This is a genomic window from Mesorhizobium dulcispinae, from assembly GCF_033977345.1.
In the GTDB taxonomy this organism is placed as follows: domain Bacteria; phylum Pseudomonadota; class Alphaproteobacteria; order Rhizobiales; family Rhizobiaceae; genus Mesorhizobium; species Mesorhizobium dulcispinae.
The window spans coordinates 257,802-281,967 of the sequence record NZ_JAVIIY010000004.1 but is presented as its reverse complement, the minus strand read 5'-3'; the positions used below and the strand labels follow the sequence as shown (position 1 = coordinate 281,967).

22 protein-coding genes and 1 pseudogene are annotated in these 24,166 nt (G+C 64.9%); 8 read left to right on the top strand and 15 right to left on the bottom strand.

The window, feature by feature from the left end:
* Positions 1–217: 217 nt before the first annotated feature.
* From RFN30_RS12305 to RFN30_RS12295, 3 genes are all read left to right on the top strand, one after another.
* Complete coding sequence (locus tag RFN30_RS12305) at positions 218–1,876, top strand: caspase family protein (protein ID WP_320262345.1); 1,659 nt, start codon at positions 218–220, stop codon at positions 1,874–1,876.
* A 219-nt stretch (positions 1,877–2,095) separates the two neighbouring features.
* A complete protein-coding gene (locus RFN30_RS12300; protein WP_320262344.1) occupies positions 2,096–2,725 on the top strand; it encodes a TetR/AcrR family transcriptional regulator in 630 nt (209 codons plus the stop codon).
* Entirely contained in the window at positions 2,722–3,174 is a 453-nt protein-coding gene (locus tag RFN30_RS12295) for a cupin domain-containing protein (protein WP_320262343.1), read from the top strand. The genes RFN30_RS12300 and RFN30_RS12295 overlap by 4 nt, the downstream gene beginning before the upstream one ends.
* Positions 3,175–3,285: 111 nt before the next feature.
* Here RFN30_RS12295 and recQ read toward each other — a convergent pair whose 3' ends face one another.
* Positions 3,286–5,133 carry a DNA helicase RecQ gene (gene recQ / locus RFN30_RS12290; RefSeq protein ID WP_320262342.1) on the bottom strand — a complete coding sequence of 616 codons (1,848 nt, stop codon included), beginning with the start codon at positions 5,131–5,133 and terminating at the stop codon, positions 3,286–3,288.
* Between the two features lie 179 nt (positions 5,134–5,312).
* Between recQ and RFN30_RS12285 the strand changes: the two genes are divergently transcribed.
* Complete coding sequence (locus tag RFN30_RS12285; protein WP_320262341.1) at positions 5,313–5,939, top strand: LysE family translocator; 627 nt, start codon at positions 5,313–5,315, stop codon at positions 5,937–5,939.
* A gap of 18 nt (positions 5,940–5,957) precedes the next feature.
* On the opposite strand, the gene RFN30_RS12280 is transcribed toward RFN30_RS12285, so the two are convergent.
* The 3 genes and pseudogenes from RFN30_RS12280 to RFN30_RS12270 form a co-directional block, all read right to left on the bottom strand.
* The gene (locus RFN30_RS12280; RefSeq protein WP_320262340.1) at positions 5,958–6,917 is read right to left on the bottom strand and encodes a glycoside hydrolase family protein; all 960 of its coding nucleotides are present in this window, start codon (positions 6,915–6,917) and stop codon (positions 5,958–5,960) included.
* On the bottom strand, positions 6,914–7,660 hold the full coding sequence (locus tag RFN30_RS12275; RefSeq protein ID WP_320262339.1) for a sulfotransferase family protein: 747 nt from the start codon (positions 7,658–7,660) through the stop codon (positions 6,914–6,916). Before RFN30_RS12275 ends, RFN30_RS12280 begins: the two co-directional genes overlap by 4 nt.
* Positions 7,661–8,052: 392 nt before the next feature.
* A pseudogene (locus RFN30_RS12270) lies at positions 8,053–8,124 on the bottom strand (cupin domain-containing protein); the annotation flags it as partial.
* 211 nt (positions 8,125–8,335) lie between these two features.
* Here RFN30_RS12270 and RFN30_RS12265 point away from each other — a divergent pair.
* Entirely contained in the window at positions 8,336–9,850 is a 1,515-nt protein-coding gene (locus RFN30_RS12265; RefSeq protein ID WP_320262496.1) for a mannitol dehydrogenase family protein, read from the top strand.
* Here RFN30_RS12265 and lepB read toward each other — a convergent pair whose 3' ends face one another.
* The 8 genes from lepB to RFN30_RS12225 form a co-directional block, all read right to left on the bottom strand.
* Entirely contained in the window at positions 9,851–10,234 is a 384-nt protein-coding gene (gene lepB, locus RFN30_RS12260; RefSeq protein WP_320262338.1) for a signal peptidase I, read from the bottom strand.
* A 103-nt stretch (positions 10,235–10,337) separates the two neighbouring features.
* Positions 10,338–10,745: a F0F1 ATP synthase subunit epsilon gene (locus tag RFN30_RS12255; RefSeq protein WP_320262337.1), complete on the bottom strand. Its 408-nt coding sequence runs from the start codon at positions 10,743–10,745 to the stop codon at positions 10,338–10,340.
* 99 nt (positions 10,746–10,844) lie between these two features.
* Positions 10,845–12,416, bottom strand: coding sequence for a F0F1 ATP synthase subunit beta (gene atpD / locus RFN30_RS12250; protein WP_320262336.1), 1,572 nt, complete (start codon positions 12,414–12,416; stop codon positions 10,845–10,847).
* A 72-nt stretch (positions 12,417–12,488) separates the two neighbouring features.
* A complete protein-coding gene (locus tag RFN30_RS12245; RefSeq protein WP_320262335.1) occupies positions 12,489–13,373 on the bottom strand; it encodes a F0F1 ATP synthase subunit gamma in 885 nt (294 codons plus the stop codon).
* Positions 13,374–13,402: 29 nt separating this feature from the next.
* Positions 13,403–14,932: a F0F1 ATP synthase subunit alpha gene (gene atpA / locus RFN30_RS12240; RefSeq protein ID WP_127862518.1), complete on the bottom strand. Its 1,530-nt coding sequence runs from the start codon at positions 14,930–14,932 to the stop codon at positions 13,403–13,405.
* On the bottom strand, positions 14,932–15,492 hold the full coding sequence (locus tag RFN30_RS12235; protein ID WP_320262334.1) for a F0F1 ATP synthase subunit delta: 561 nt from the start codon (positions 15,490–15,492) through the stop codon (positions 14,932–14,934). Before RFN30_RS12235 ends, atpA begins: the two co-directional genes overlap by 1 nt.
* A gap of 351 nt (positions 15,493–15,843) precedes the next feature.
* The gene (locus tag RFN30_RS12230; protein WP_320262333.1) at positions 15,844–16,239 is read right to left on the bottom strand and encodes an AGROH133_08824 family phage infection protein; all 396 of its coding nucleotides are present in this window, start codon (positions 16,237–16,239) and stop codon (positions 15,844–15,846) included.
* A 129-nt stretch (positions 16,240–16,368) separates the two neighbouring features.
* The gene (locus tag RFN30_RS12225) at positions 16,369–17,064 is read right to left on the bottom strand and encodes an aspartate/glutamate racemase family protein (RefSeq protein ID WP_320262332.1); all 696 of its coding nucleotides are present in this window, start codon (positions 17,062–17,064) and stop codon (positions 16,369–16,371) included.
* 66 nt (positions 17,065–17,130) lie between these two features.
* On the opposite strand from RFN30_RS12225, the gene RFN30_RS12220 reads away from it, so the two are divergent.
* On the top strand, positions 17,131–17,373 hold the full coding sequence (locus tag RFN30_RS12220; RefSeq protein ID WP_320262331.1) for a type II toxin-antitoxin system Phd/YefM family antitoxin: 243 nt from the start codon (positions 17,131–17,133) through the stop codon (positions 17,371–17,373).
* Entirely contained in the window at positions 17,370–17,825 is a 456-nt protein-coding gene (locus tag RFN30_RS12215) for a PIN domain-containing protein (protein ID WP_320262330.1), read from the top strand. The genes RFN30_RS12220 and RFN30_RS12215 overlap by 4 nt, the downstream gene beginning before the upstream one ends.
* A gap of 11 nt (positions 17,826–17,836) precedes the next feature.
* Here RFN30_RS12215 and RFN30_RS12210 read toward each other — a convergent pair whose 3' ends face one another.
* Positions 17,837–20,020 carry a primosomal protein N' gene (locus tag RFN30_RS12210; RefSeq protein WP_320262329.1) on the bottom strand — a complete coding sequence of 728 codons (2,184 nt, stop codon included), beginning with the start codon at positions 20,018–20,020 and terminating at the stop codon, positions 17,837–17,839.
* A 91-nt stretch (positions 20,021–20,111) separates the two neighbouring features.
* Here RFN30_RS12210 and fsa point away from each other — a divergent pair, with 91 nt between their 5' ends.
* A complete protein-coding gene (fsa, locus tag RFN30_RS12205; protein ID WP_320262328.1) occupies positions 20,112–20,768 on the top strand; it encodes a fructose-6-phosphate aldolase in 657 nt (218 codons plus the stop codon).
* Between the two features lie 141 nt (positions 20,769–20,909).
* On the opposite strand, the gene lptE is transcribed toward fsa, so the two are convergent.
* Positions 20,910–21,488, bottom strand: coding sequence for an LPS assembly lipoprotein LptE (gene lptE / locus RFN30_RS12200; RefSeq protein WP_320262327.1), 579 nt, complete (start codon positions 21,486–21,488; stop codon positions 20,910–20,912).
* Entirely contained in the window at positions 21,475–24,102 is a 2,628-nt protein-coding gene (gene leuS, locus RFN30_RS12195) for a leucine--tRNA ligase (protein WP_320262326.1), read from the bottom strand. The genes lptE and leuS overlap by 14 nt, the downstream gene beginning before the upstream one ends.
* Between the last annotated feature and the right edge of the window lie 64 nt (positions 24,103–24,166).

Below are 24,166 nucleotides of genomic sequence, written 5' to 3'. Positions count from 1 at the left end.
CCGCCCCGTTTGGCAAAATCGCCATCTTCCGAACCACCCCTGAGCCGGTTCGCCAGGCAACCTGTCGGGGATCGCCAACTCGCAACGGCTCAAAGCGCGACGGGATACGCATTCGACGGCGCTAATGTGTTATATATTTCATGGAAGGGGCATCCCCCACGTGAAATTGCGACTGGAACGAGCAGGCAAAGCCGCAACTTGATTGAGAGTGCGCGCGATGAGGTTCTGGGCCGCCATTGTTGGTTTGTTCTTCGTGGCTGCTGCCGGTTGGCCGCAGGCAAGTGCCCTTGCCGCCGGCAGCAATCGGGTCGCCCTGGTCATCGGCAACAGCAAATATGTCTACGCGCCGGCCCTTGCCAATCCCGCCGGCGATGCCCGGCTGATGGCCGAAGTCCTGCGCAAGGCGGGGTTCAACGTCATCGAAGGCGTCGACCTCGACTATGCCGGGATGCGGGATCGGCTGAACAAGTTCACCGAGGCCTCGTACGACGCGGATACGGCGCTGATCTACTACGCCGGCCACGGCATGCAGGTGAACGGCAAGAATTATCTGATCCCGATCGATGCCGAGCTCACAGCTCCGGCGCATCTCAAGACCCGCACCGTCCAGATGGACGAGCTGCTCGCCGCCCTGCCGCCCGACCCGGCCGTCGGCATCGTCATCCTAGATGCCTGTCGCGACAATCCGCTGGCGAGGACCCTGGCGGCTGCGTTGCCGAAGAGCCGCTCGACCACCGCGCCGGGCCTGGCGCCTATCGATATTAGCGGGTCGGACGTCGGCACAGGCGGCGTGCTGATCGCCTTCGCGACCGATCCCGGTGCCGTCTCCTACGACGGCAGCGGTACCAACAGCCCCTACACGATGTCGCTGGCCAGGCATCTCGCCGAGCCGGGCGTGGAAATCCAGAGCGCGCTGACCCGGGTCCGCGGTGAAGTGACGGCCGAGACGAACGGACGCCAGCGGCCCTGGCACAACGCCTCGCTCGGCCGCGAGGTCTTTATCGGCCCGCAGGCGCCGCCACCGGCCGCGCCGGCTCCGCAGCCGTCCGCGGCCGAGGCCCCGGTCGAGCCCCCAAGCTCGGATGCGCGCGGATGGGAAATCGAGCAGCGCGTGTGGGACGAGGCCTCCAAGCGCAACACCATCGCGCATTACGAGGCCTATCTGCAGCAATTCCCCAAGGGGGCTTTTGTTGACCTCGCCCACCTTAACATCGATCAGTTGAAGCAGCCGAAGGGCACGACTGTCGCCGCCGCCGATTCGAGTTCGGCAAGCCGCTCGTCGGTGCCCTCGATGCCGACCGTGGCGCCGGACACTGGAACCGATATCTCCGAATCCGCGCTCGGCCTCGACACGGCGGCTCGTCTCGACCTGCAGCTCCGCCTCCAGGCGCTGGGTTACGACCTCGGCGATCTCGACGGCACGTTCGGTCCCAAGACACGTCGCGCCATCGCCGACTGGCAGAAGTCGGAAGGCCTGCCGTCATCGAGCTTCTTCACGCTCAAGCAGCGCGACCGGCTAATCGCCGAAACCGAGGCATTGATGGAAGCCGCCCGCGCCAAGGCGGCAGCCGACAAGGCCGCGGCGGACAGGGCCGCGGCGGACAAGGCTGCGGCGGACAAGGCTGCGGCCGGCCGAGCCGCCGAGGCGCCAAAACCACCCCCGGCCCCGCCCGTTGTCGCGCAACCCAAGCCGGAGCAGCCTGCGCGCACCGAGCAGAAGAAAACCGTTCGCAGGACCAAGCCGACGTCGGCTTCGCCGTCCGTGGCAGAGCGGGAAAAACCGCAGAAGAAGCAAACCGGCCGCTACAAGATCTGTACGACCGTGCGCGGTGTCTTCCAGATTCCGGCAAACGAGATTTGCTCGCCAGGGCTGTAGGCGTCGATCCATCGGCGCAGCTGGCATTCAATCGGAATTCCGAAGCCTCGGTTCGGATCGAGAGCCTGAGTGCCCGCGATCCAACCCAGAAGCGCTAGACCAAAGCCCCGGCGACAGCAGCGCCGCGCTTCGATTTCGATTAATGACACCATCGATGACACCAATTGACAGCCGTCAATTTTCATGACACAGATAGTGTCACCAATTAGGAGCACCCGCGTGTCGCAAGTCCGCACCTACAACAGCCCCATGCGCGAAGAGAAAGCGCGCGAAACGCATGAGGCGATCCTTTGTGCCTTGTTTGAGCTGATGGATTCGGCCACCGCCGCGGACGAGATCAGCATGGAGGCGATCGCCCAAAAGGCGGGGGTGCAGAGGCGGACCGTGTTCCGCCACTTCGCCACCAAAGATGATCTGCTGACTGCCTTTTGGCCTTGGCTGAATGCCCGGATAGGAGCCTCTACGACCCCAGAGACCCCCAAGGACATCATCGATGGCCCTCGGCGTGCCTTCCCGCGGTTCGATATGCACGACGCAGCCATCCGCTCATCGCTGCATTCGCGGACCGGCCGTGAGATGCGCATGGGCACGGTGGCGGGTCGCCGCGCCAATTTCAGGCGCGCGCTGGCTCCCGCCATTTCCTCTCTTCAGCCCGCCGACGCCGAGAAGGTCGAGGCGCTGGCTCACCTGCTCTTCTCGGCCTCCGCATGGGAGGTTCTGAAGGACTATGGCGGTCTCACCGGCGCCCAGGCCGGCGAGACCGCATCCTGGGCGCTCGAGGTGATCCTGTCCGCGGTCACCCCGGGTCATTCACCGGCGGAAGTTGCAAACCAAAGAGACAAGCCATGAACTTCAACGTCACCACTCCCGAGGCCGCCCAGACGCTCTGGGTCGTCGCCGACCGCATCCGCCTGCTCGGCGGCATCGCCGATTCCAGCCTTGAACTCATCGAGGTCGAGGTCCCGCCGGGTTCCGGCACTCCGCCGCACAGCCACGCGTCGCCCGAGTTGTTCTATGTGCTGGAAGGCACGCTCACCGTCCGTCATTTTGGCACGGGCGGCCCGCCCGAAGTGACCGTCGCCGGTCCCGGTACTTCCGTGCGCATCGGCCCGAGGGCGCCGCACAATTACTCCAACGACAGCGGCCGCCCTGTACGGATGCTGGTGCTTGTCGAGCCGTCCATGATCGCTTTCTTCCGCGACATCGGCACCGTCGAGCCGCAGGCGCAGCCCGACTTTGCCCGGATCGGCGCCGCCATGCAGCGCCACGGTATCGAGGCGCTGCCTGCTGCGGCCTGAACTTCCGCACGACGCTGATCAAACAGGAGACCGCCGGCAAGGACAGCGAAGCGCTTCCTTGTTGGCGGCAACTCCTGTGCGGGGCAGCACCCCGTCGCGGATCGAAAGGCGCTAGGCGGCCGCCTGATGCGCAGCGATCGCGCTCAGGAACACCTCGCCGAACTCCCTGAGCTTTGCCTCGCCGACGCCGTTTACTTGCGCGAAGGCATGGAGGTCGCGCGGACGGCGTTCGGCCATGTCGATCAGCGTGCGGTCGGAAAAGACGACATAGGCCGGCACCTGGCGTTCCTTGGCCAAGCGCAGCCGCAGCGCCTTGAGCGCGGCGAGCAGGGCGGCGTCCAGATCGTCGGTGCCCGCCTGGGCCAGGGCCGAACGCGCCTTGTTGCGCAGGGAACGATGCCGCGTCTCGACGCGGTACTCGAACGCAGTCTCGCCGCGGCCGAGCGCGCGGCCGCTTTCGGAAATGGCCAGGCCGCCATAGCCGTCCGGATCCGGCATCAGGAACCCGCCCGCCTCGAGCTGGCGGATCAGCGACAGCCACGCAGGCCGCTTGTGCGCCGCGCCGGCGCCGAAGGTGGCAAGCCTTTGATGACTCCTGGCCAGCACCTTCTCGGTCTCGTGGCCGAGGAGGATGTCGACGATATGGGAAGCGCCGAACCGTTCGCCGGTTTGCGCGACGGCCGCGAGGATGATGCGCGCCTCGGTGCTGCCGTCCGCGCGCGGCGCCTGGTTAAGGCAGTTGTCGCAATTGCCGCAGGGCTGCGCCTCCTCGCCGAAATAGCCGAGCAGCACCTGGCGGCGGCACTGCGCCGTCTCGCAATAGCCGATCAGGGTGTCCAGCCGGCCGTGCGAGCGCCGCTTGTGCTCGGGCGAGGCATCTTCGTCGTCGATGAACAGGCGGCGCGTGCGGATGTCGCCGAGGCCGTAGAGCATATGCGCCTCCGCCGACCGGCCGTCGCGGCCGGCGCGGCCGATCTCCTGGTAATAGGCCTCCAGGCTCGCCGGCAGGTCGGTGTGGAAGACATAGGCGACGTCCGGCTTGTCGATACCCATGCCGAAGGCGATCGTCGCTACCATGACGACGCCCGAGAGCGTCATGAAAGCGTTCTGATTCGCTTCACGCGCATCCTTGCTCATGCCGGCATGGTAGGCGAGCGCGGTAACGCCGTTTTGCTCGAGGAAGGCCGCCATCTCCTCCGTCTTCCGGCGCGACAGGCAGTAGACGATGCCGCTGCGCCCCGAATGGCGTTCGACGAAGCGCAGCAGCTGGCGCTTGCTGTCCTGCTTCGGTTCGATGGCGAGCTTGATGTTCGGCCGGTCGAAGCCCAGCACCAGCGTGTCGACCCGGTCGGCAAACAGCCGCGCCGAAATGTCGGTGCGCGTCGTCTCGTCCGCGGTCGCCGTCAGCGCGATGATCGGCACTTCCGGAAAGATGTCGCGCAGCCGCGCAAGGTCTTCATATTCGCGCCGGAAGGCCGGTCCCCATTGCGAGATGCAATGCGCCTCGTCGACGGCGATCAGTCTGATGTCGAGCCTGGCGAGCGCGTCGAGCATCCGTTCGGTCATCAGCCGCTCCGGCGCGAGATAGAGCAGCCGCGTCTGGCCCGACGCGACGCGGCGCCATGCCGCGACATTGGCATCGCGCTCGAGCGAGGAATTGATCGTGTCGGCGGCGACGCCGGCGAGCCGCAGCGCCGCGACCTGATCCTGCATCAGCGCCACCAGCGGCGAGACGACGATGGTGAGCCCGCCCAGGACCAGTGCCGGAACCTGGTAGCAGAGCGACTTGCCGGCGCCGGTCGGCATGACCGCCAGCACATGGCGTCCGGAGAGCAGAGCCTCCATCACGTCGGCCTGGCCGGGACGAAAATCGTCGAAGCCGAACACGTCCTTCAGCACGCGCCGCTTCGGATCGCGCCCCTCCGCCGGAATGCCCGCCATCGATGTCCGCCCCGCCATCGAATTTTGCATTGAGAGTGATTCCCGGATTCGGCTGAGGTAGCCTTCTTAAGAGGAAGATCGCCCGAACGCTATGCGAACCCGTGCTTACTCGCCGTTTTGCTGGCGCATCGCTGTCGCATTGCCTTTCCGGTCAAAGAATGGCTTGTTATCCCGGCCCGCAGCGGAGGAACCCGGCAATGATCGACCTGGCCACGTTGGCGACCTATGTCGCGATCGTGCTTGGCTTCGTCTTCATTCCGGGCCCTGCCACGCTGCTTACCGTGGCGCGGGCGACGAGCTCGGGAACCAAGGTCGGCATCGCCACCGGTGCCGGCGTCGCGGCGGGCGACGTCGTACACACCGCTATGGCGATCTTCGGCATTTCGGCCGTCATCGCCACCTCGGCGATGCTGTTTTCCATCGTCAAATATATCGGCGCGGCCTATCTCGTTTACCTCGGCATCCGCGCCATCCTCGAGAAGGCGCCGGCCGATCTCGCGGGCAACGCCCTGGCCGTGCCGGCGGGCAAGGCGTTCCGCCAGGCCATATTGACCGAGGTGCTGAACCCGAAGACCGCGCTGTTCTTTCTTGCCTTCCTGCCCCAGTTCGTACGCCCGGAACACGGATCGGTCGCGCTTCAGCTGACGGTCCTCGGCGCCGTCTTTGTCCTCCTTGGCCTCTTCAGCACGGTGGTCTTCGCGGTCTCCGCCGGATGTCTCGGCTCCTTCCTGCGCCGCAACCCGGCGGTGCTGAAATGGCAGGGCAAGGTGGTCGGCGGCATCTATTGCGCGCTCGGGATTCGGCTGGCGCTGCAACAACGCTGAGCCGCAAGTGATGATGCGTCACACCCCGAGCCGGCTCCATAGGTCCGCAATCGATCTTCGCAAGCCGGCAGCCCTGGGTTCACCCGGTCGGATTTCGGCCAGAGCAATGCCGCTTTCGCCCGCGATGGCATAGAGCAGCCAGGTCCGGCCATCCTCCTCGAAAATGGCCGGATCGCGCAGTCCGTTCTCCTTGCGCCTTGCCATGCCCACTCGGCTGCGGCGAACCGGCAGGCCGGCGCCTTCATAATCGGTGCCCGGCCTCAGCAATTCGGTTCTGCCGCACACAGCCCAGCGCCGCCAGTCCCCGGAGAGGTCGATGCTGCCGTAAAACACGCGCTCGGGCGCATCGCCCTTGCATGTATAGTAGACGGTCAGCGAGCCCCCGCTTTTCTGCACCGCCGCGTGCCTCGGTCGAGCCCAGCGCGAGCCCGGCAGCACGATCGGCCCTTCCTCGAAACCGGAAAGACCGTCGAGCGAACGGCGAAGCCTTATTTTGCCCGTGCCGAAGAGCCCGTACCAGTAGCCGTCGTGGTGAAAGATCCTCGCATAGGACGGCCCGAGCGCACGGGCGCTGGGCTCGAAGTGAAGGCCGTCGACCGACGTGGCCGCAAAGGTCGTCTGCTCGCGGCCATGCAGCTCCGGGCCGTGAAAATACATGACAATGCGTTCATTCTGCTCGTCGACATGCACGTCGGGGGAGGCGATGTGACCCCTGACAAAAGGACATTCGCCAAGCGAAAGCACTCCACCCGGGTGGATCCGCCAGGGGCCTTGCAGCGTGTCTGAATAGGCCAGCCGGATGGAAGTGCCGTTGTGATGCGCGAAATAGAGGTGATAGGCTCCGAGCCGGCCGCTCGCCCAGGCCGGCATCTTAACCAGCGATGGGCCGTTTATGCTGGTCCCCTCATCGCCCGGCAGCATATCGGGCGTAATCAACGGGCCGTGCCGTTCGACAGAAAGACCAAGCATCGACGTCACGCGCTTGCCCACTCCGGCATGTCGTAGCCGAATTCGTCGCAGAAGCCTCTCAGCCGGTCGAGGAACGCCGGCGGCAGGCCTTTGATATAGGCAAGATACTCCTCGTTCCGTTCCCATTTCTGGAGCGAGGTTGCCCGTATCGGGTTGCCGGTATCCTCGCTGAAGCGGATACGCGGCCTGAGGTCGAATGCTCGCGCGATCCGCTCCTGAACCTCGTCCGGCCGAGCGATCATGTCCTCGTAGCGGACATAGACGATCGCGCGGTTCGGCTGCGCCTTTCTCAGCCGCAGCAAAGCCTCGTATTCCGCCAGCCAGCGTTCGGACGTGACATGGAACCGGCGCTCCGCCCTGCTTTCCGGATGCGAGCTCGTGAGCACGTCGAAAGGGTGGCGGACGCAGTAGATCAGGCCAATGGCGCGAGGCAATCTCGTCAGATGCACGTGACCCCGCTCGGTGCGCTTGACGACAAGGTTGGTTTCGGGACGGTCCAGCATATCCAGCTGGGTATATTTCGCTTCGGCCCTATGGACGAAAGTGTCGTCGAAACATCCCATCAGACGCTGGGTCAGCGTCGTTCCGCTGCGCGCGCAGCCGGCGATGAATATCTTCTTGTAGCGCGCCGCGCCTCCGGTAACCCAAAGCCGCCACAGCCGCTTGATATCCAACGCCAGGCGCCGGATCTCCCTGATCGGCCGCCTGGCGGCCTCGCGCAAAAAGGCTTCCGATTTTTGTACCACGTCCATTTCCGACTTTCTCTCCCGCCGGCCTAAGCCTTTCTCTCCCGCCGGCCTAAGCATATCTCCCGAAAGTGGGACCCGGTTTCGGGATGAAGACATGCGTTAAACTAAAAAAACCTAAAGCATGGAGCGAATCTGAAAGATCGCGACGCGCTTTAGTCCATCCGCTGCCAAAGCCGGCATCCGTGGCCGAATAATGATCTACGGCCCGCCGTCTCTTTGGCCGATATGCCGGCAGAGTTCCAGCCTTTCTTCGTTAAACCTATCTTCACCATGTTGCGGCAGCTTGTGGTCCTGCGGCGATGTTCAGAGTACCGCGGCGGCGCCACAGGCGCCCAGGCAACAAACCCGCGCCCACCGGCGCGGGTTTTCCTTTCCGACATTTCACAAGCTGCGCCTCAGGCGAGGAAGTCGGCTCGATGGGGCGCAAAGCTGTCGACCAGCCGACCCGCCTCCAGCGCCTTGACGCCGACAGCACGCGCCTGGTGAAGCTCTGAGAGAGCCGAAAGACCGTCTTCAGATTGATGTCCATTTCCAGTCAGCCTCGGTTCAGGCCGACGGCGCCGGCGCGCCGGATGAAGAGCCCGGCCATTGTACGGGGCAGCGACGGATGCTACGCCGCAGCCTTCCGCTCCTGCCCAGCGAGCGGCTCGACGCGCCGATCGGAGACTTCAAATGCCAATGAACAGCCGTCTTTCGAATGCCTCCATCGCGAAACTGCCAGGCGCAACAGCCATACCGCGCTACGACCGCGGCGCCGTGACGCCCGGCATCGTCCATCTCGGCGTCGGCGCTTTTCATCGGGCGCACCAGGCGGCCTATGTCGATGCCTGCCTGGCGGATGGCGAGGCGGATTGGGGCATCGTCGGCGTCTCGCTGCGCAGCCCCGACACCCGCGATGCGCTGGCGCCGCAGGATGGGCTCTACACACTGGCGGTGAGGGACAGCGCCGGCGAGCAGCTTGAGGTCATAGGCTCGATCCTGTCACTGTTGGTGGCGCCGGAGGATCCCGGCGCGGTTCTGGCAGCGCTCACCGATCCGCGCATCCGCATCGTCACGCTGACCATTACCGAAAAGGCATATCTGCGTGCGGCGGACGGCACGCTCGACGAGGCCCATCCCGACATCGTGCACGATCTGGCGAACCCTGGATCGCCGAGGACCGCGCATGGCTTTCTCACCGAGGCGCTCGTCCGCCGCCGCGCTGCCGGCGCGCCGCCTTTCACCGTGCTCTGCTGCGACAATCTCCCGGCCAACGGCGCGACGCTGCACAAATTGCTGGTCGAGTTCGCGAAGCTGCGGGATGCCCGAGCCGGCGCAGGCGACCAGCCGTTAGCCGGCTATGTTGCCGATCAAGTAGCCTTCCCGTCGAGCATGGTCGACCGCATCGTGCCGGCGACAACCGACTCAGACCGGGCGCGTGTCGCGCAGGAGCTCGGCGTCGAGGACGCCTGGCCGGTGATGACCGAGCCGTTCCGCCAATGGGTGATCGAGGATCGTTTCCCGGCCGGGCGCCCGGCCTGGGAAAAATTCGGCGTCACCATGGTCGAGGATGTCGGGCCCTTCGAGGACATGAAGCTGAGACTGCTCAACGGCGCCCACTCAGGCATCGCCTATCTCGGCCTGCTCAGCGGCCACGCCACCGTCGATCGTGCCTTCGCCGATCCCGCGATCCGGCGATTCGTCGATGCGTTGTGGGCCGAAGCCATCCGTACGCTGCCGGACGACGCCGGGCTTGATACGACCGCCTATACGGCCGAGCTCGCCGAGCGTTTTTCCAACACGGCGCTCGCCCACCGCACGGCGCAGATCGCCAATGACGGCAGCCAGAAGCTGCCGCAGCGCATCGTTGCCTCGGCCCTTGCGCGGCAGGAGGCGGGCCTGCTGCCGGAACATTTGTCGCTGGTTGTCGCCGCCTGGATCGCCGCATGCGCCGCGCGCGGCAGCAGCTTGCCGCAAGGCCATTTCACCGATCCGCTCGATGCCGCCCTCAGTGACCTGTTCGGCCGCAATCTGCCGACAGCGGAGATGACGGCGACCGTGTTCGACCTCGCCGGCTTTGCCAACGGCCACGCGGAGCGCCAGAGGTTGATCGAGTTTGTCGCCACTCATCTGGTCCATGTCAAGCAGGGTGGTCCGAAGCTGGCTCTCGCCGCGCTCGGCATTGGCAACGAGCCGCCCAGGCTGGCCGAGTAGCTATTCGCCCGCGGACCCGTTCACGACCTGCCGCGCGGCATAATCGACGCCGTTCGAGTTCCAGAACACCCGCGCCGCCTTGCCGACGAGATTCCCGTAAGGCACCGTGCCCATGGTGAAGCGGCTGTCGGCCGAGTTGTCGCGGTTGTCGCCGAGCATGAAATATTCCCCGGCCAGCACCGTGATTTCCGGTGTGTCGTCGCCGACCGAGGTCACATCATAGTTGATCACCAGATAGGAGGCGCCTTGCGGCAGCGTCTCCCGCTGCAGCCGGGCCGAGCGTATGTCCCCGGTAGAGTATTCGCCGAGGTCCTCGAACTGGACGGCGACCCGGTTGATGTAGAGCCGGCTGTAGAGCGGCCCGCCGTTTCCGTGAAACGGCAAGACGCTCCGACAAGCAGGGCGGACTGTCCATCAAAGGAGAAAACCGGGCAAACAAAAAAGCGGGGCAAGCCCCGCCTTTTCAATCCATTGTCAGCAGCCGATTTCAGGCCGGCAGCAGCGCGCCTTCCAGCGTGGTGAGCTGGCTGAGGAACTGCTCGGCCTTGGCGCGGCTCTCGTCATCCTTGGCGTCGGCGGCGTCTTCCCTCGCCTCCTGGATGCGGCGGGCAATATCGGCGCGGTCGATGTCGTTCACATGCGTCGCCGATTCGGCCAGCAGCGTGCAGCCCGAAGGCAGGATGTCGGCGAAGCCGCCGAACACGACATAGCGCTCTTCCTTGCCCGCCGTGGTCTTCACCGTGACGACGCCGGGCTTGATCATGGTCATGACCGGAGCGTGCTGCGCCAACACCGTCATCTCGCCTTCGGCACCCGGGATGACGACGGAATCGACCTGTTCGGAAACGAGCAGCCGCTCCGGCGAGACCAGTTCGAACTTGAAAGCTTCAGCCATGCCTGTCTAGCGAGTAGGGAATAGTGGGTAGCGAGTAGTGAAGAAACTCGGCCGGCCCACTGATCCCTATTCGCTACTCCCTATTCGCTATTCGCTTCGTTACGCCGCTTCAGCCGCGAGGCGCTGCGCCTTCTCGACCGCTTCCTCGATGCCGCCGACCATGTAGAAGGCGGCTTCCGGCAGGTGGTCGTAGTCACCGGCGCAAAGGCCCTTGAAGCCCTTGATGGTGTCGGCGAGGTCGACCAGCTTGCCCGGCGAACCGGTGAACACTTCGGCGACGAAGAACGGCTGCGACAGGAAGCGCTCGATCTTGCGGGCGCGGGCAACCGTCTGCTTGTCCTCTTCCGACAGCTCGTCCATGCCAAGGATGGCGATGATGTCCTGCAGCGACTTGTAGCGCTGCAGGATCGACTGCACCTGGCGGGCGACCTGGTAGTGCTCCTCGCCGACGACCATCGGATCGAGCATGCGCGAGGTCGAGTCCAGCGGATCGACGGCCGGGTAGATGCCCTTTTCGGAGATGGCGCGGTTGAGCACGGTGGTGGCGTCGAGGTGGGCGAAGGAGGTCGCCGGCGCCGGGTCGGTCAAGTCGTCGGCCGGAACGTAGATGGCCTGCACCGAGGTGATCGAGCCCTTGGTCGTCGTCGTGATGCGCTCCTGCAGCGCGCCCATGTCGGTGGCCAGCGTCGGCTGATAGCCCACGGCCGACGGAATGCGGCCGAGCAGCGCCGACACTTCCGAGCCAGCCTGCGTGAAGCGGAAGATGTTGTCGACGAAGAACAGCACGTCCTGGCCTTGGTCGCGGAAATACTCGGCAACGGTGAGGCCGGTCAGGCCGACGCGGGCGCGCGCGCCCGGCGGCTCGTTCATCTGACCGTAGACGAGCGCTGCCTTCGAACCCTGGCCGCCGCCCTTCTTGTTGACGCCCGATTCGATGAACTCGTGATAGAGGTCGTTGCCTTCGCGGGTGCGTTCGCCGACGCCGGCGAACACCGAGAAGCCGCCGTGCGCCTTGGCGACGTTGTTGATCAGCTCCTGGATCAGCACGGTCTTGCCGACGCCAGCGCCGCCGAACAGGCCGATCTTGCCGCCGCGGGCGTAAGGAGCGAGCAGGTCGAGAACCTTGATGCCGGTGACCAGGATCTGAGCTTCCGTCGACTGGTCGACATAGGCCGGGGCCGGCTGGTGGATGGCGCGCAGCTCGACGGCGTCGACCGGGCCGGCTTCGTCGACCGGCTCGCCGATGACGTTGATGATGCGGCCGAGCATGCCCGGGCCGACCGGAACCGAGATCGGGCCGCCGGTGTCGAAGACGTCCTGGCCGCGGACCAGACCTTCCGACGAGTCCATGGCGATGCAGCGCACGGTGTTCTCGCCGAGATGCTGGGCGACCTCGAGCACCAGGCGATTGCCGACATTGTCGGTTTCGAGCGCATTCAGAATGGCCGGCAGATGATCTTCGAACTGCACGTCGACGACGGCGCCGATGACCTGGCGGACCTTGCCGGCGGCGCCGACCCGCTTCGCCGCAACGCTTGCCGCCTTGGCGGGCGCCGCTGCCTTGGCCGGAGCGGCCGCTTTCTTGGCCGGAGCGGCCTTCGCGGCTGCTGCCGCCGCCTTGGGGGCCGGTGCCGCCTTGGCGGCGGTCTTCGGGGTAGCTGCTTTCGCCATCGTCTTTGCCCTTTTCGTCTATCCGTTGTTCACGCTGCCCGCTGCGAGGCCATTGCCCCGCGCGGCCCGCGCCTAGAGCGCCTCGGCGCCCGAAATGATTTCGATCAGTTCCTTGGTGATCTGCGCCTGCCGCTGCCGGTTGTAGGTGATCGACAGCCTGTTGATCATGTCGCCGGCGTTGCGCGTCGCATTGTCCATCGCGCTCATCTTGGCGCCCATCTCGCCGGCCGCGTTTTCCAGCAGCGCGCGGAAGATCTGCACCGCGATGTTGCGCGGGATGAGGTCGGAGAGGATTTCGCCCGGCTCCGGCTCGTATTCGTAGACGGCGGTGGCGCCATTGCTCGTCTCGGCGGCGGCGGAAGCCTGGGCCGCCGGGATGATCTGCTGCGCCGTCGGGATCTGGCTGATCACCGACTTGAACTGCGAATAGAACAGCGTGCAGACGTCGAAGCCATTCTGGTTGAACAGGTTAATCACCTTGCGCGCGATCGCATCTGCATTGGCGAAGCCGAGCGTCTTGACCTCGCGCAGGTCGACGCGCTCGAGAATCAGCGAGCCGTAGTCGCGGCGCAGGATGTCAAAACCCTTCTTGCCGACGCAGATGATCTTGACCTGCTTGCCGTCGGAGAGAAGCCGGCGGATGTGGTCGCGGGCAAGACGCGCGATCTGCGAATTGAAGCCGCCGCACAGGCCGCGCTCGGCGGTGCAGACGATGAGCAGATGCACATCGTCCCTGCCGGTGCCGGTCATCAGCGCCGGAGCATCGCCGCCGCCGCCGATCGCCTGGGTGATGTTGGCCAGCACCGCGCCCATCCGCTCGGAATAGGGCCTGGCCGCTTCTGCTGCTTCCTGCGCGCGACGCAGCTTCGCCGCGGCGACCATCTGCATCGCCTTGGTGATCTTCTGCGTCGCCTTGACCGAGGCGATACGGTTACGAAGGTCTTTTAACGAAGCCATGCTTCAAACCCGATCCCGTCCGGCTTCGTTCAAGCAAAGGTCTTGGCGAAGGCGTCGATTTCCGCCTTCAGCTTGGCGCGCAGGTCGTCCGACAGCGCCTTCTCCTCGCGGATACCGTCGAGCACGTCCTTGCCGGCCGAGCGCATGTGGCTGAGCAGGCCATGCTCGAACTTGCCGACCTGGTTGAGCGCCAGCTTGTCGAGATAGCCGTTGACGCCGGCGAAGATCACCGCGACTTGCTCCTCGACCTTGAGCGGCGAGAACTGCGGCTGCTTGAGCAACTCCGTCAGGCGCGAACCGCGGTTGAGCAGGCGCTGCGTGGCGGCGTCGAGGTCGGAACCGAACTGCGCGAAGGCCGCCATTTCGCGGTACTGCGCGAGCTCGCCCTTGATCGAGCCGGCGACCTGCTTCATCGCCTTGATCTGCGCCGAGGAACCGACGCGCGACACCGATAGACCAACATTCACCGCCGGGCGGATGCCCTGGAAGAACAGGTTAGTTTCGAGGAAGATCTGGCCGTCGGTGATCGAGATAACGTTGGTCGGAATGTAGGCCGACACGTCATTGGCCTGCGTCTCGATGATCGGCAGGGCGGTCAGCGAGCCGTTGCCGTTGTCGTCATTGAGCTTCGCGGCGCGCTCGAGCAGGCGCGAGTGCAGGTAGAAGACGTCGCCCGGATAGGCTTCGCGGCCCGGCGGGCGGCGCAGCAGCAGCGACATCTGGCGATAGGCGACGGCCTGCTTCGACAGATCGTCATAGCTGATCAGCGCATGCATGCCGTTGTCGCGGAAATACTCGCCCATCGTGCAGCCGGCAAACGGCGCCAGGAACTGCATCGGCGCCGGGTCGGACGCGGTGGCCGCGATGATGATGGAGTAGTCGAGCGCGCCGCGCTCCTCCAGCACTTTCACGAACTGCGCGACGGTCGAGCGCTTCTGGCCGACGGCGACGTAGACGCAGTAGAGCTTCTCCTTCTCCGGGCCGTTGTCGTGCACCGACTTCTGGTTCAGCATCGTGTCGAGGATGATGGCCGTCTTGCCGGTCTGGCGGTCGCCGATGACCAGCTCGCGCTGGCCGCGACCGACCGGGATCAGCGCGTCGATGGCCTTCAAGCCCGTCGACATCGGCTCGTGCACCGACTTGCGCGGAATGATGCCGGGCGCCTTGACGTCGACGCGGCGGCGCTCGGTGGCCTTGATCGGGCCCTTGCCGTCGATCGGGTTGCCGAGGGCGTCGACGACGCGCCCGAGCAGGCCGGGGCCGACCGGAACGTCGACGATGGCGCCGGTGCGCTTGACGGTGTCGCCTTCCTTGATGTCGCGGTCGTTGCCGAAGATAACGACACCGACATTGTCGGCTTCGAGGTTGAGCGCCATGCCGCGGATGCCGCCCGGGAATTCGACCATCTCGCCGGCCTGGACATTGTCGAGGCCGTAGACGCGGGCGATGCCGTCACCGACGGACAGAACCTGACCGACTTCGGAGACCTCGGCCTCCTTGCCGAAATTCTTGATCTGGTCTTTCAGAATTGCGGAAATTTCCGCGGCGCGGATGTCCATCAGCCGACCTCTTTCAGTGCAAGCTTGAGCGAATTGAGTTTGGTTTTGAGCGACGTATCGATCTGGCGCGAGCCCATCTTGACGATCAGCCCGCCGAGCAGCGACGGGTCGACGGTCATGGCGATGGCCACGTCCTTGCCGGCGATGCTCTTCAGCGTCGCCTTGAGCTCGGTCTGCTGCGCATCCGTCAGCGCATGCGCCGAGGTCACCTCGGCGGAAGCCTCGCCGCGATGGTCGGCGGCGATCTGGCGAAACGCCTTGATCATGCCGGGCACGGCGAACAGGCGGCGGTTGCGGGCGACGACGCGCAGGAAATTGCCGACGAGGCCGGTGATCTTGGCCTTGGAGATGATTGCTCCGATCGCCTTGGCCTGATCGTCGCTGGAGAACACCGGGCTGTTGATCAGCCGGGCAAGGTCGGCGCTGCCGTTGAGCATCGCCTCGAAATCGTTGAGATCGGCCTCGACCTTGGCGACCGAATTTTCCTGCAGCGCGAGCTCGAACAGCGAGCTTGCATAGCGTTCTGCGACAGCTGAGATTGGCGAGGACGATTGGGCCACGGACCGTCTTTTCTCTTGTCTGACAGGCCGCAGATTGTTGGCGCGAGCAAAAACTCTGGCTAAATCTTTGACCTTACTGCGATTTTTCCAAGCACGGAGGGATGGCTTCCGCTATCCCCGGCCGAAAGTCGATTGCCGTCTAGCACAGGCCTTTTAAGACCGCAATGCATCGTCCGGCATGGTTTTCAGGCACTTTTGTCGCATCAGGCGGCGAAGGCCAAGCTCAAGCGCCGGATTAATGCATGTCGCCCAAAAGTGTGCAGCGGTTTTGGGAGAACGACATGCATCAAAACAAGGACCTAAAGCGCGTCGCTTGAATCCGTTTCAGCGCGACGCGCTTTAGTCACGGTTTCACGGCACGAAGCCGAAGGCGAAGGCCAGCGGAAGCGCTGCCAGCACCAATTCAACCACGATGGAAGCCCAGTTGAAAGGGGTGTTGGCGCCGTCCGACATCATCGACAAAAGTCGGCCGAAAGCGGTGAACAGCCAGGAGAAGCCGAGGGCCATATAGAGCAGCGGCTGCGCCAAAAGGATGCAGCACAGGCTGACGCCGAGATAGAATCCCGACATGCGGCCGCGCCCTTCGGCGATCGCCGCGGCCTTCTCCGGCTTAACCTGCAGGCGCAGGATGCGGAAGGCGAGGTTCGGCGCCAGGAATAGGAGCAGGCCCATGAGCAGCGTGATGACGGCGCTCGACCATGCCAGCCACTCGCCCTGGCTCGCCGGCCACGGAAATGCGAATTCCATCTAATCCCCCTCGTAAAGTCTTGTTCTGAAATTGCCGGCATTTTAGCGGAGGAAAAGCCGCGCGCCAGATGTCCGCCGACACATTAGAAAAGACGCATCAGAAGAGCGCCCAATCGGGACAACGCCCAATCAGGATAGGGCGAAGTCGATCGCGGCCTCGGCATGGATGCGCGTGGTGTCGAACACCGGGATGTCGAAATCGTCCTGAGCGATGAGCATCGTGATCTCGGTACAGCCCATGATGAGGCCGTCGATTTTTTCGTCGCGCAGCATGCGGCCGACCTCCTCGACATAGGCCGCTTTCGAATCGCCGTTGACGACGCCTTGGCAGAGCTCGTCGTAGATCACCCTATGCACCATGTCGCGACCGGCCTGGTCCGGCACCACCGGCTGCAGCCCGTATTTGTCGGCCAGCCGGCCCTTATAAAAATCCTGCTCCATGGTGAAGCGCGTCGCGAGCAGCGCCGGGCGCTGCACACCCGCCTCGACGACGGCACGTGCCGTGGCATCGGCGATATGGATAAGCGGGATCGACACTGCGGCCTGCACATCGTCGGCGAGCTTGTGCATGGTGTTGGTGCAGATCACCAACCCATCCGCGCCGGCCGCCCCCAATCCGCGCGCCGCTTCCACAAGAAGAGCGCCGGCGCCTTCCCAGTCGCCCGCATGCTGCCGTTCGGCGATCTCGGCGAAATCGAACGACCATAGGAGCAGCTTCGCCGAATGCAGCCCGCCCAGCCGCTCGCGCACGATCTCGTTGAGCAGGCGATAGTAGATGGCGGTCGATTCCCAGCTCATGCCGCCGAGCAGGCCCAGGGTTTTCATAAGCGCGCTGTTCCTTTCCTCGGCAATTCCTATATTATGACTACATGAGACCACAAGGAGGTTGCCGTGAAAACGATGCAGGTTCGGGAAGCCAAGGCAGGGTTCTCGGCGCTCGTCGAGGCCGCGGAGGGCGGCGAGCCCACCATTATCACAAAGCATGGTAAGCCAGCAGCGGCTATCGTTTCGGTCGAGGACCTGCAAAAGCTTTATCCGGTCAAGCGTCGAAACTTCGGGGAGTTCCTTCTGACCTATCCGGGAGGTATCGAGCTTGAAAGGAACGAGTCACCGTCGCGGGATGTCGACCTTTGAGCGGCTATCTTATCGATACTTCCATCTTATCGGCATTCGCGCCTGGAAGGCCGCCACTTGCAAAAGACATCGCCACCTGGATCGTGACTCAAGGCGCAAAGCAAACACTCTTCATACCGGTTATAGCGATCACCGAAATCGAGAAAGGTATACACAAGCTGGTTCGCGCCGGGGCCACAAAACGCGCTGAAGGTCTCACTGCTTGGCTCAACGAAACTATCGAAGACTTCGCGGATCAAATTCTAGAGGTCAATGCCGATATAGCGCGAAGAGCGGGTCAAATGGAGGAAGCAATCTCTGCACAAGGGAAGAATCCGGGATTGGCCGACATATTGATCGCGGCTACGGCGGCAACCAACGAACTCACTGTGATAACGGCAAACATCAGGCACTTTGAGGCGCTTGACGTCTGGTGCTGGAACATACTGCAAGATCCGCCGAGCCCCGACTAATCATCCCAATCTCACAGAAAACTCTGCGGGTCGATGTCGACCTGCACGCGTACCGAGCCGCGCAGCTTCGGCCCCTCCGCGAGCATAGCACGGATAAAACCTTGCATGTCGGCGCGCCGCTCGCCCTGCACCAGGAGGCGGAAGCGGTGGCGGCCGCCGATTAGCGACAGCGGCGCCTCGGCGGGTCCAAGCACGAAGAGGTCGGAGGCTTGCGGCGCCGCCCGTCTCAATCCCCGCGCATGGCCTTCGGCCTCGCCTCGCGTCGCGGCGCTGACGATGATACCGGCGAGCCGGCCGAAAGGCGGCAATGCCGCCCGCTCGCGCTCGGCGATCTCGCGCTCGTAGAAAGCTTCCGAATCGCCGGAAACGATTGCCCGCATCACCGGATGGTCCGGCTGGTAGGTCTGTAAGAGGCCGAGGCTTTTCTTGCCGGTGCGGCCGGCGCGGCCGGTCACCTGGCTGAGCAGTTGGAAGGTGCGCTCGGCCGCGCGCGGGTCGCCATTGGCAAGGCCGAGATCGGCGTCGACCACGCCGACCAGCGTCATGCCGGGAAAATTGTGGCCCTTGGCGACGAGCTGCGTGCCGATGACGATATCGGCCTCGCCATTGGCGACGGCCTCGAGCTCGAGCCGCAGCCGGCGCACGCCGCCAAGCAGGTCGGACGACAGCACGATGGTGCGCGCCTCCGGGAAATGCGCCACCACCTCCTCGGCGATGCGCTCGACACCTGGCCCGCAGGCGACCAGGTGATCGAGCGTGCCGCATTCCGGACAGGCCTCCGGCCGCCGCTCGTTGTGGCCGCAATGATGACACACGAGCTGGCCGCGAAAACGATGCTCGACCAGCCAGGCCGAGCAGACCGGGCAGCCGAAGCGATGGCCGCAGACTCGGCAGAGCGTCAGCGGCGCATAGCCGCGCCGGTTGAGGAAGAGCAGCGACTGCTCTTGTCTCTCCAGCGTGCGCTGCATCTGCTCCAACAGGATCGGCGACAGGAAGCCGCCGCGCGCCGGCGGCGCGCGTCGCATGTCGATCGACTTCAGGTCGGGAAGTGCCGCCTCGGCGAAGCGCGACGACAGCACCGCCCGATGATAGCGGCCCTGGCTGGCGTTGACCCGGCTTTCGACCGACGGCGTCGCCGAGGCGAGCACGACCGGAAAGCCGCCGATATGGCCGCGCACCACCGCCATGTCGCGTGCATTGTAGAAGACGCGATCCTCCTGCTTGTAGGCGGGGTCGTGCTCCTCGTCGACGACGATCAGGCCGAGTTCCTTGAACGGCAGGAACAGCGCCGAGCGCGCGCCGGCAACGACGCGCACGCCGCCTTCCGCGACCTGCCGCCAGACGCGTTCGCGCATCCGCGGCGGCAGGTCCGAATGCCATTCCGCCGGCTTGGCGCCGAAGCGGTCCTGAAAGCGCTCGAGGAAGGCATGCGTCAGCGCGATTTCCGGCAGCAGGATCAGCACCTGCCTGCCCTTGTCGAGCGCGGCCGCCACCGCCTCGAAATAGACCTCGGTCTTGCCCGATCCGGTGACGCCGTCGAGCAGGGTGACGTTGAAGGCATCGGCGGCGATGGCGGCGCGCAGTTTTTCGGCGGCGGCTTTCTGGTCCGGCATCAGTTCCGGCACGGCGTGGCCGGCATCGGGCGTCGCCACCACCGGCCGTGGCGGGATCATCACCGTCTCGAACACGCCCTGCGCCCTCAATCCGTCGATGACGGTCGAGGACACGCCCGCCGCATGCGCCAGCCCCGAGCGCGTCCAGGCCAGGCCGCCCTCGGCCGTTTCCAGCACGCGGCGCCGCGCTTCGGTCAATCGATCGGGCTCGGCAAGCGTGCGCTGCAGCCCTTCGATCCAGGGCTCCGGGTCGAAGGCTTCGGGAGCCCTCAGCAGCATGCGCGCCACCATGCCGGGGGCCGACAGCGTGTATTGCGCGATCCAATCGACGAAGCGGCGCATCGCTTTGTCGATCGGCGGACAGTCGAAGACCTCCTCGATCGGGCGCAGCTTCTTCGGATCAACTGATTCGACCACGCCGTCCCAGACGATGCCGGCGACCTGGCGGGGGCCCAGCGGCACGCGCACGATCGAGCCCGGCACCACGCGCATGCCCGGCGGCACGGCATAGGTGTAGGGCCGTTCGGCCGGCATCGGCACCAGCACCGGTGCGGCCGCGACAAAGGGCGAATCTTCGATCATGAGGCGTGACCTTGCCCCGACTTTGCTCTAGATCAAAGGGTGACCCTCGAACGTGCCTGACCGGCACCAGGAAATCCCCAAGGAGACCGCCATGAAATTTTTTGTCGACACCGCCGACATCAAGGAGATCAAGGAACTGAACGATCTGGGGCTGCTCGATGGCGTCACCACCAACCCCTCGCTGATCCTGAAATCGGGCGGCAAGATCGCCGAGGTGACGAAGCAGATCTGCGACATCGTCGAAGGCCCGGTCTCGGCCGAGGTCGTGGCCACCGAATTCAAGGACATGATGGGCGAGGCCGAGGTGCTGGCCAAGATCGCGCCGAATGTCTGCATCAAGGTGCCGCTGACGCTGGACGGCCTGAAGGCCTGCAAGACGATCCGCACCGAGATGAACCGCATGGTCAACGTGACGCTGTGCTTCTCGGCCAACCAGGCGTTGCTTGCCGCCAAGGCCGGCGCATCGTTCATCTCGCCTTTCGTCGGCCGCATCGACGACACCGGCTCGGACGGCATGGAGCTGATCTCGGAAATCCGCACCATCTACGACAATTACGATTTCAAGACCGAGATCCTGACGGCTTCGGTGCGCACGGTGAACCACGTCAAGCAGGCCGCATTGATAGGCGCCGATGTCGTGACGGCGCCGCCGGCGACGCTGAAGGCGCTGGTCAACCATCCGCTGACCGACAAGGGCCTTGCCGCCTTCCTCGCCGACTGGGCCAAGACCGGCCAGAAGATCAACTGAGGCCGGAGCAATTCCAGGAAAAGCGTCTGACGGTTTTCCGTTCGGAATTGCGTGAAACAAAAGCCGCCAAACAGCAAAAAGGCCGGGCAACCGGCCTTTTTTGTAACATGCAAACGATGCGCGAAGGTGTTGAGATTCAGGTCAGGCTTTCTTGCCGTGCCTGGCCAGATCCTGAGCAACTGCGAGGCGTAGCAAGTCGGCAAGCTCCCGCGCGGCGCGGTTCTCGGCGTCGATCTGCGCCCGGTACGCCGCAAACTCCTGGCGCGGCCGGTCGAAGGACGACGGGATCGAGCGCTTACCGACCGCGACCACTGCGCCGGTCGCATCTCGCAGCACATAGTTGGCGGTGAGCGTCACGGTGCCCGCCGTAGGCTCGTCCTCTTCGGTCTGCACCTGAACGATAGCCGCCGACTCGATCAGCTCGGTGACGCCGAGGTCGAGCGTATAGGCGGGCGATGCCGGCTCGCCCGAGCCCTGGCTGAAAGCGAAGATCAGATTGTTGCGCACCTGCTGGCCGTAGCGCGTGCCGACCGGCTTGATCGAGATCGATGCCAGCTCGGCGGCGGCGCCGACCGTCGAGCCGACGGTGAGCGGCGCGCTGGAATAGAGCGGCCGCACCGTACAGGCCGAGACCAGTGCCAGCGAGGCGACCAGGCCGCAGAGAGCCGCGCGGCGCAGCAAACGCGCCGCCTGTGACTTTTCCGGATCAGGCAACGACATTGACGATCCTCTGCGGGACGATGATCACCTTTCGCGGGGCCTTACCATCGAGCGCTTTTTGCACGAAGTCGAGAGCCAGCACCGCTTTTTCGACGGCACCTTGATCCGCGTCGCGGGCAATTGTCAAATCCCCGCGCTTCTTGCCGTTGACCTGCACCGGCAGCACGATCTCGTTGTCGACGACGAGGGCCGGATCGTAGACCGGCCACGGCCGCTCCGCGACCATCTCGGTGCCGCCCAGCGTCTCCCAGCATTCCTCGGCCAGATGCGGCATCACCGGCGCGATCACATGCACCAGGATCTCGACGGCCTCGCGGCAGGCGCCTTTCAGGGCCGCGTCGGCCTTGCCTTCGGCGACGTCGTTGAGCGGCGTGGTCAGCGCGTTGGCAAGCTCGTAAATGCGGGCGATCGCCCGGTTGAAGCCGAGCTTCTCGATGTCCTCGCCGATCGCTTTCAGGATCTTATGCGCGGCCTTGGAAACGGCGCCCGCCTCGCCATCCTTCGCCGCGGCCGGCTTCACGCCGGGGAGCTGCTCGGCCGCGATCTGCACCAGGCGCCAGACGCGCTGGACGAAGCGATGCGCGCCGGCCGCGCCCTCGTCGGTCCATTCGACGTCGCGCTCCGGCGGCGAATCCGACAGCATGAACCAGCGCGCGGTGTCGGCGCCGTAGCCGTCGGTGATCTCTTCCGGACTCACCGTGTTCTTCTTCGACTTCGACATCTTCTCGAGCGCGCCGATCGTCGCGTCCTCGCCTGTCGCGATCTCGACGGCGCGGCGCTTGCCGCCCACATCCTCGATCCTGACCTCGCTCGGCGACAGCCAGCGCCCGTTGGTCGACGGGCCGCCGACGCGGTAGGTCTCGTGCACGACCATGCCCTGCGTGAACAGGCCCTTGAACGGCTCGGCGAGATTGAGATGGCCGGTCTCGCGCATGGCGCGGGTGAAGAAGCGCGAGTAGAGCAGATGCAGGATCGCGTGCTCGATGCCGCCGATATACTGGTCGACCGCCAGCCATTCGTCGGCCGCCTTCGGCTCGGTCGGCTCGTTGGCCCAGGGCGCGGTGAAGCGCGCGAAATACCAGGACGAATCGACGAAGGTGTCCATCGTGTCGGTCTCGCGCCGCGCGTCACGGCCGCATTGCGGGCACTTCACATACCGCCAGGTCGGGTGGCGGTCGAGCGGATTGCCCGGGCGGTCGAACTCGATGTCGTCGGGCAGCCTGACCGGCAGGTCGGCCTTCGGCACCGGCACCACGCCGCAGGCCTCGCAGTGGATCATCGGGATCGGGCAGCCCCAATAGCGCTGGCGCGAGATGCCCCAGTCGCGCAGGCGGAAGTTCACCTTGCGCTCCGCCATCGGCCGGCCGCCGATCGTCTTCTGTTCGAGCAGCTTCGCCACCTCGTCGAAGGCCCGCTCCGGCTTCATGCCGTCGAGGAAGCGCGAGTTGATCATCACGCCGTCGCCGTCATAGGCCTCCTCGATGATCTGGAAGCTCCCTTGATTTTCGCCCTCCGGCATCACCACCGGGATCACCGGCAGGCCGTATTTGTTGGCGAAGTCGAGGTCGCGCTGGTCGCCCGACGGACAGCCGAAGATGGCGCCGGTGCCGTATTCCATCAGCACGAAATTGGCGACATAGACCGGCAGCGTCCAAGCATCGTCGAACGGATGAACGACGCGGATGCCGGTGTCAAAACCCTTCTTCTCGGCCGTCTCGAGCGCGGCCACTGAGGTGCCCATATGGCGGACCTCGTCGATGAACTTGGCCAGCGCCGGATTGCTCTCGGCGGCCTTCCTGGCCAGCGGGTGGTCGGCTGCGACCGCCATGAAGGAGGCGCCGAAGATGGTGTCCGGCCGGGTCGTGTAGACTTCCAGCTCGTCCATCTCGCCGACCGGGGCCGCGAGCGGCCAGCGGATCAGCAGCCCTTCCGAGCGGCCGATCCAGTTGTGCTGCATCAGCTTGACCTTTTCCGGCCATTCCTCGAGCAGGTTGAGCGACTCCAGCAGGTCCTGCGCGAAATCGGTGATCTTGAAGAACCACTGCGTCAGCTCGCGCTGCTCGACCAGCGCGCCCGAGCGCCAGCCGCGGCCGTCAATGACCTGCTCGTTGGCGAGCACCGTCATGTCCTCCGGGTCCCAGTTGACCTTGGAGGACTTGCGCGTCACCAGCCCCTTCTCGACGAAATCGAGGAACAGCATCTGCTGGCGGTGGTAGTAGTCGACATCGCAGGTCGCGAACTCGCGCGCCCAGTCGAGCGACAGGCCCATCATCTTGAGCTGCTCGCGCATGACGGCGATGTTCTCGTAGGTCCAGTCCTTCGGATGGACCTTGTTCTGCATCGCCGCGTTCTCGGCCGGCATGCCGAAGGCGTCCCAGCCCATCGGGTGCAGCACGTTGAAGCCCTTGGCCCGCTTGTAGCGCGCCACCACGTCGCCCATCGTGTAGTTGCGGGTGTGGCCGATATGGATCTTGCCCGACGGATACGGGAACATCTCGAGCACGTAATATTTCGGCTTCGGATCGTCGTTCCTGGCCTCGAACAGCTTCTTTTCGGCCCAGGCCTTCTGCCATCTGGGCTCTGACGTGCGCGGATTGTAACGTTCGGTTGCCATCGGGTGTTTTTCACTTAAAAGCGGTACGCGGCGCCGGACAAGGCCGGCAGCCTAGACAATGTCG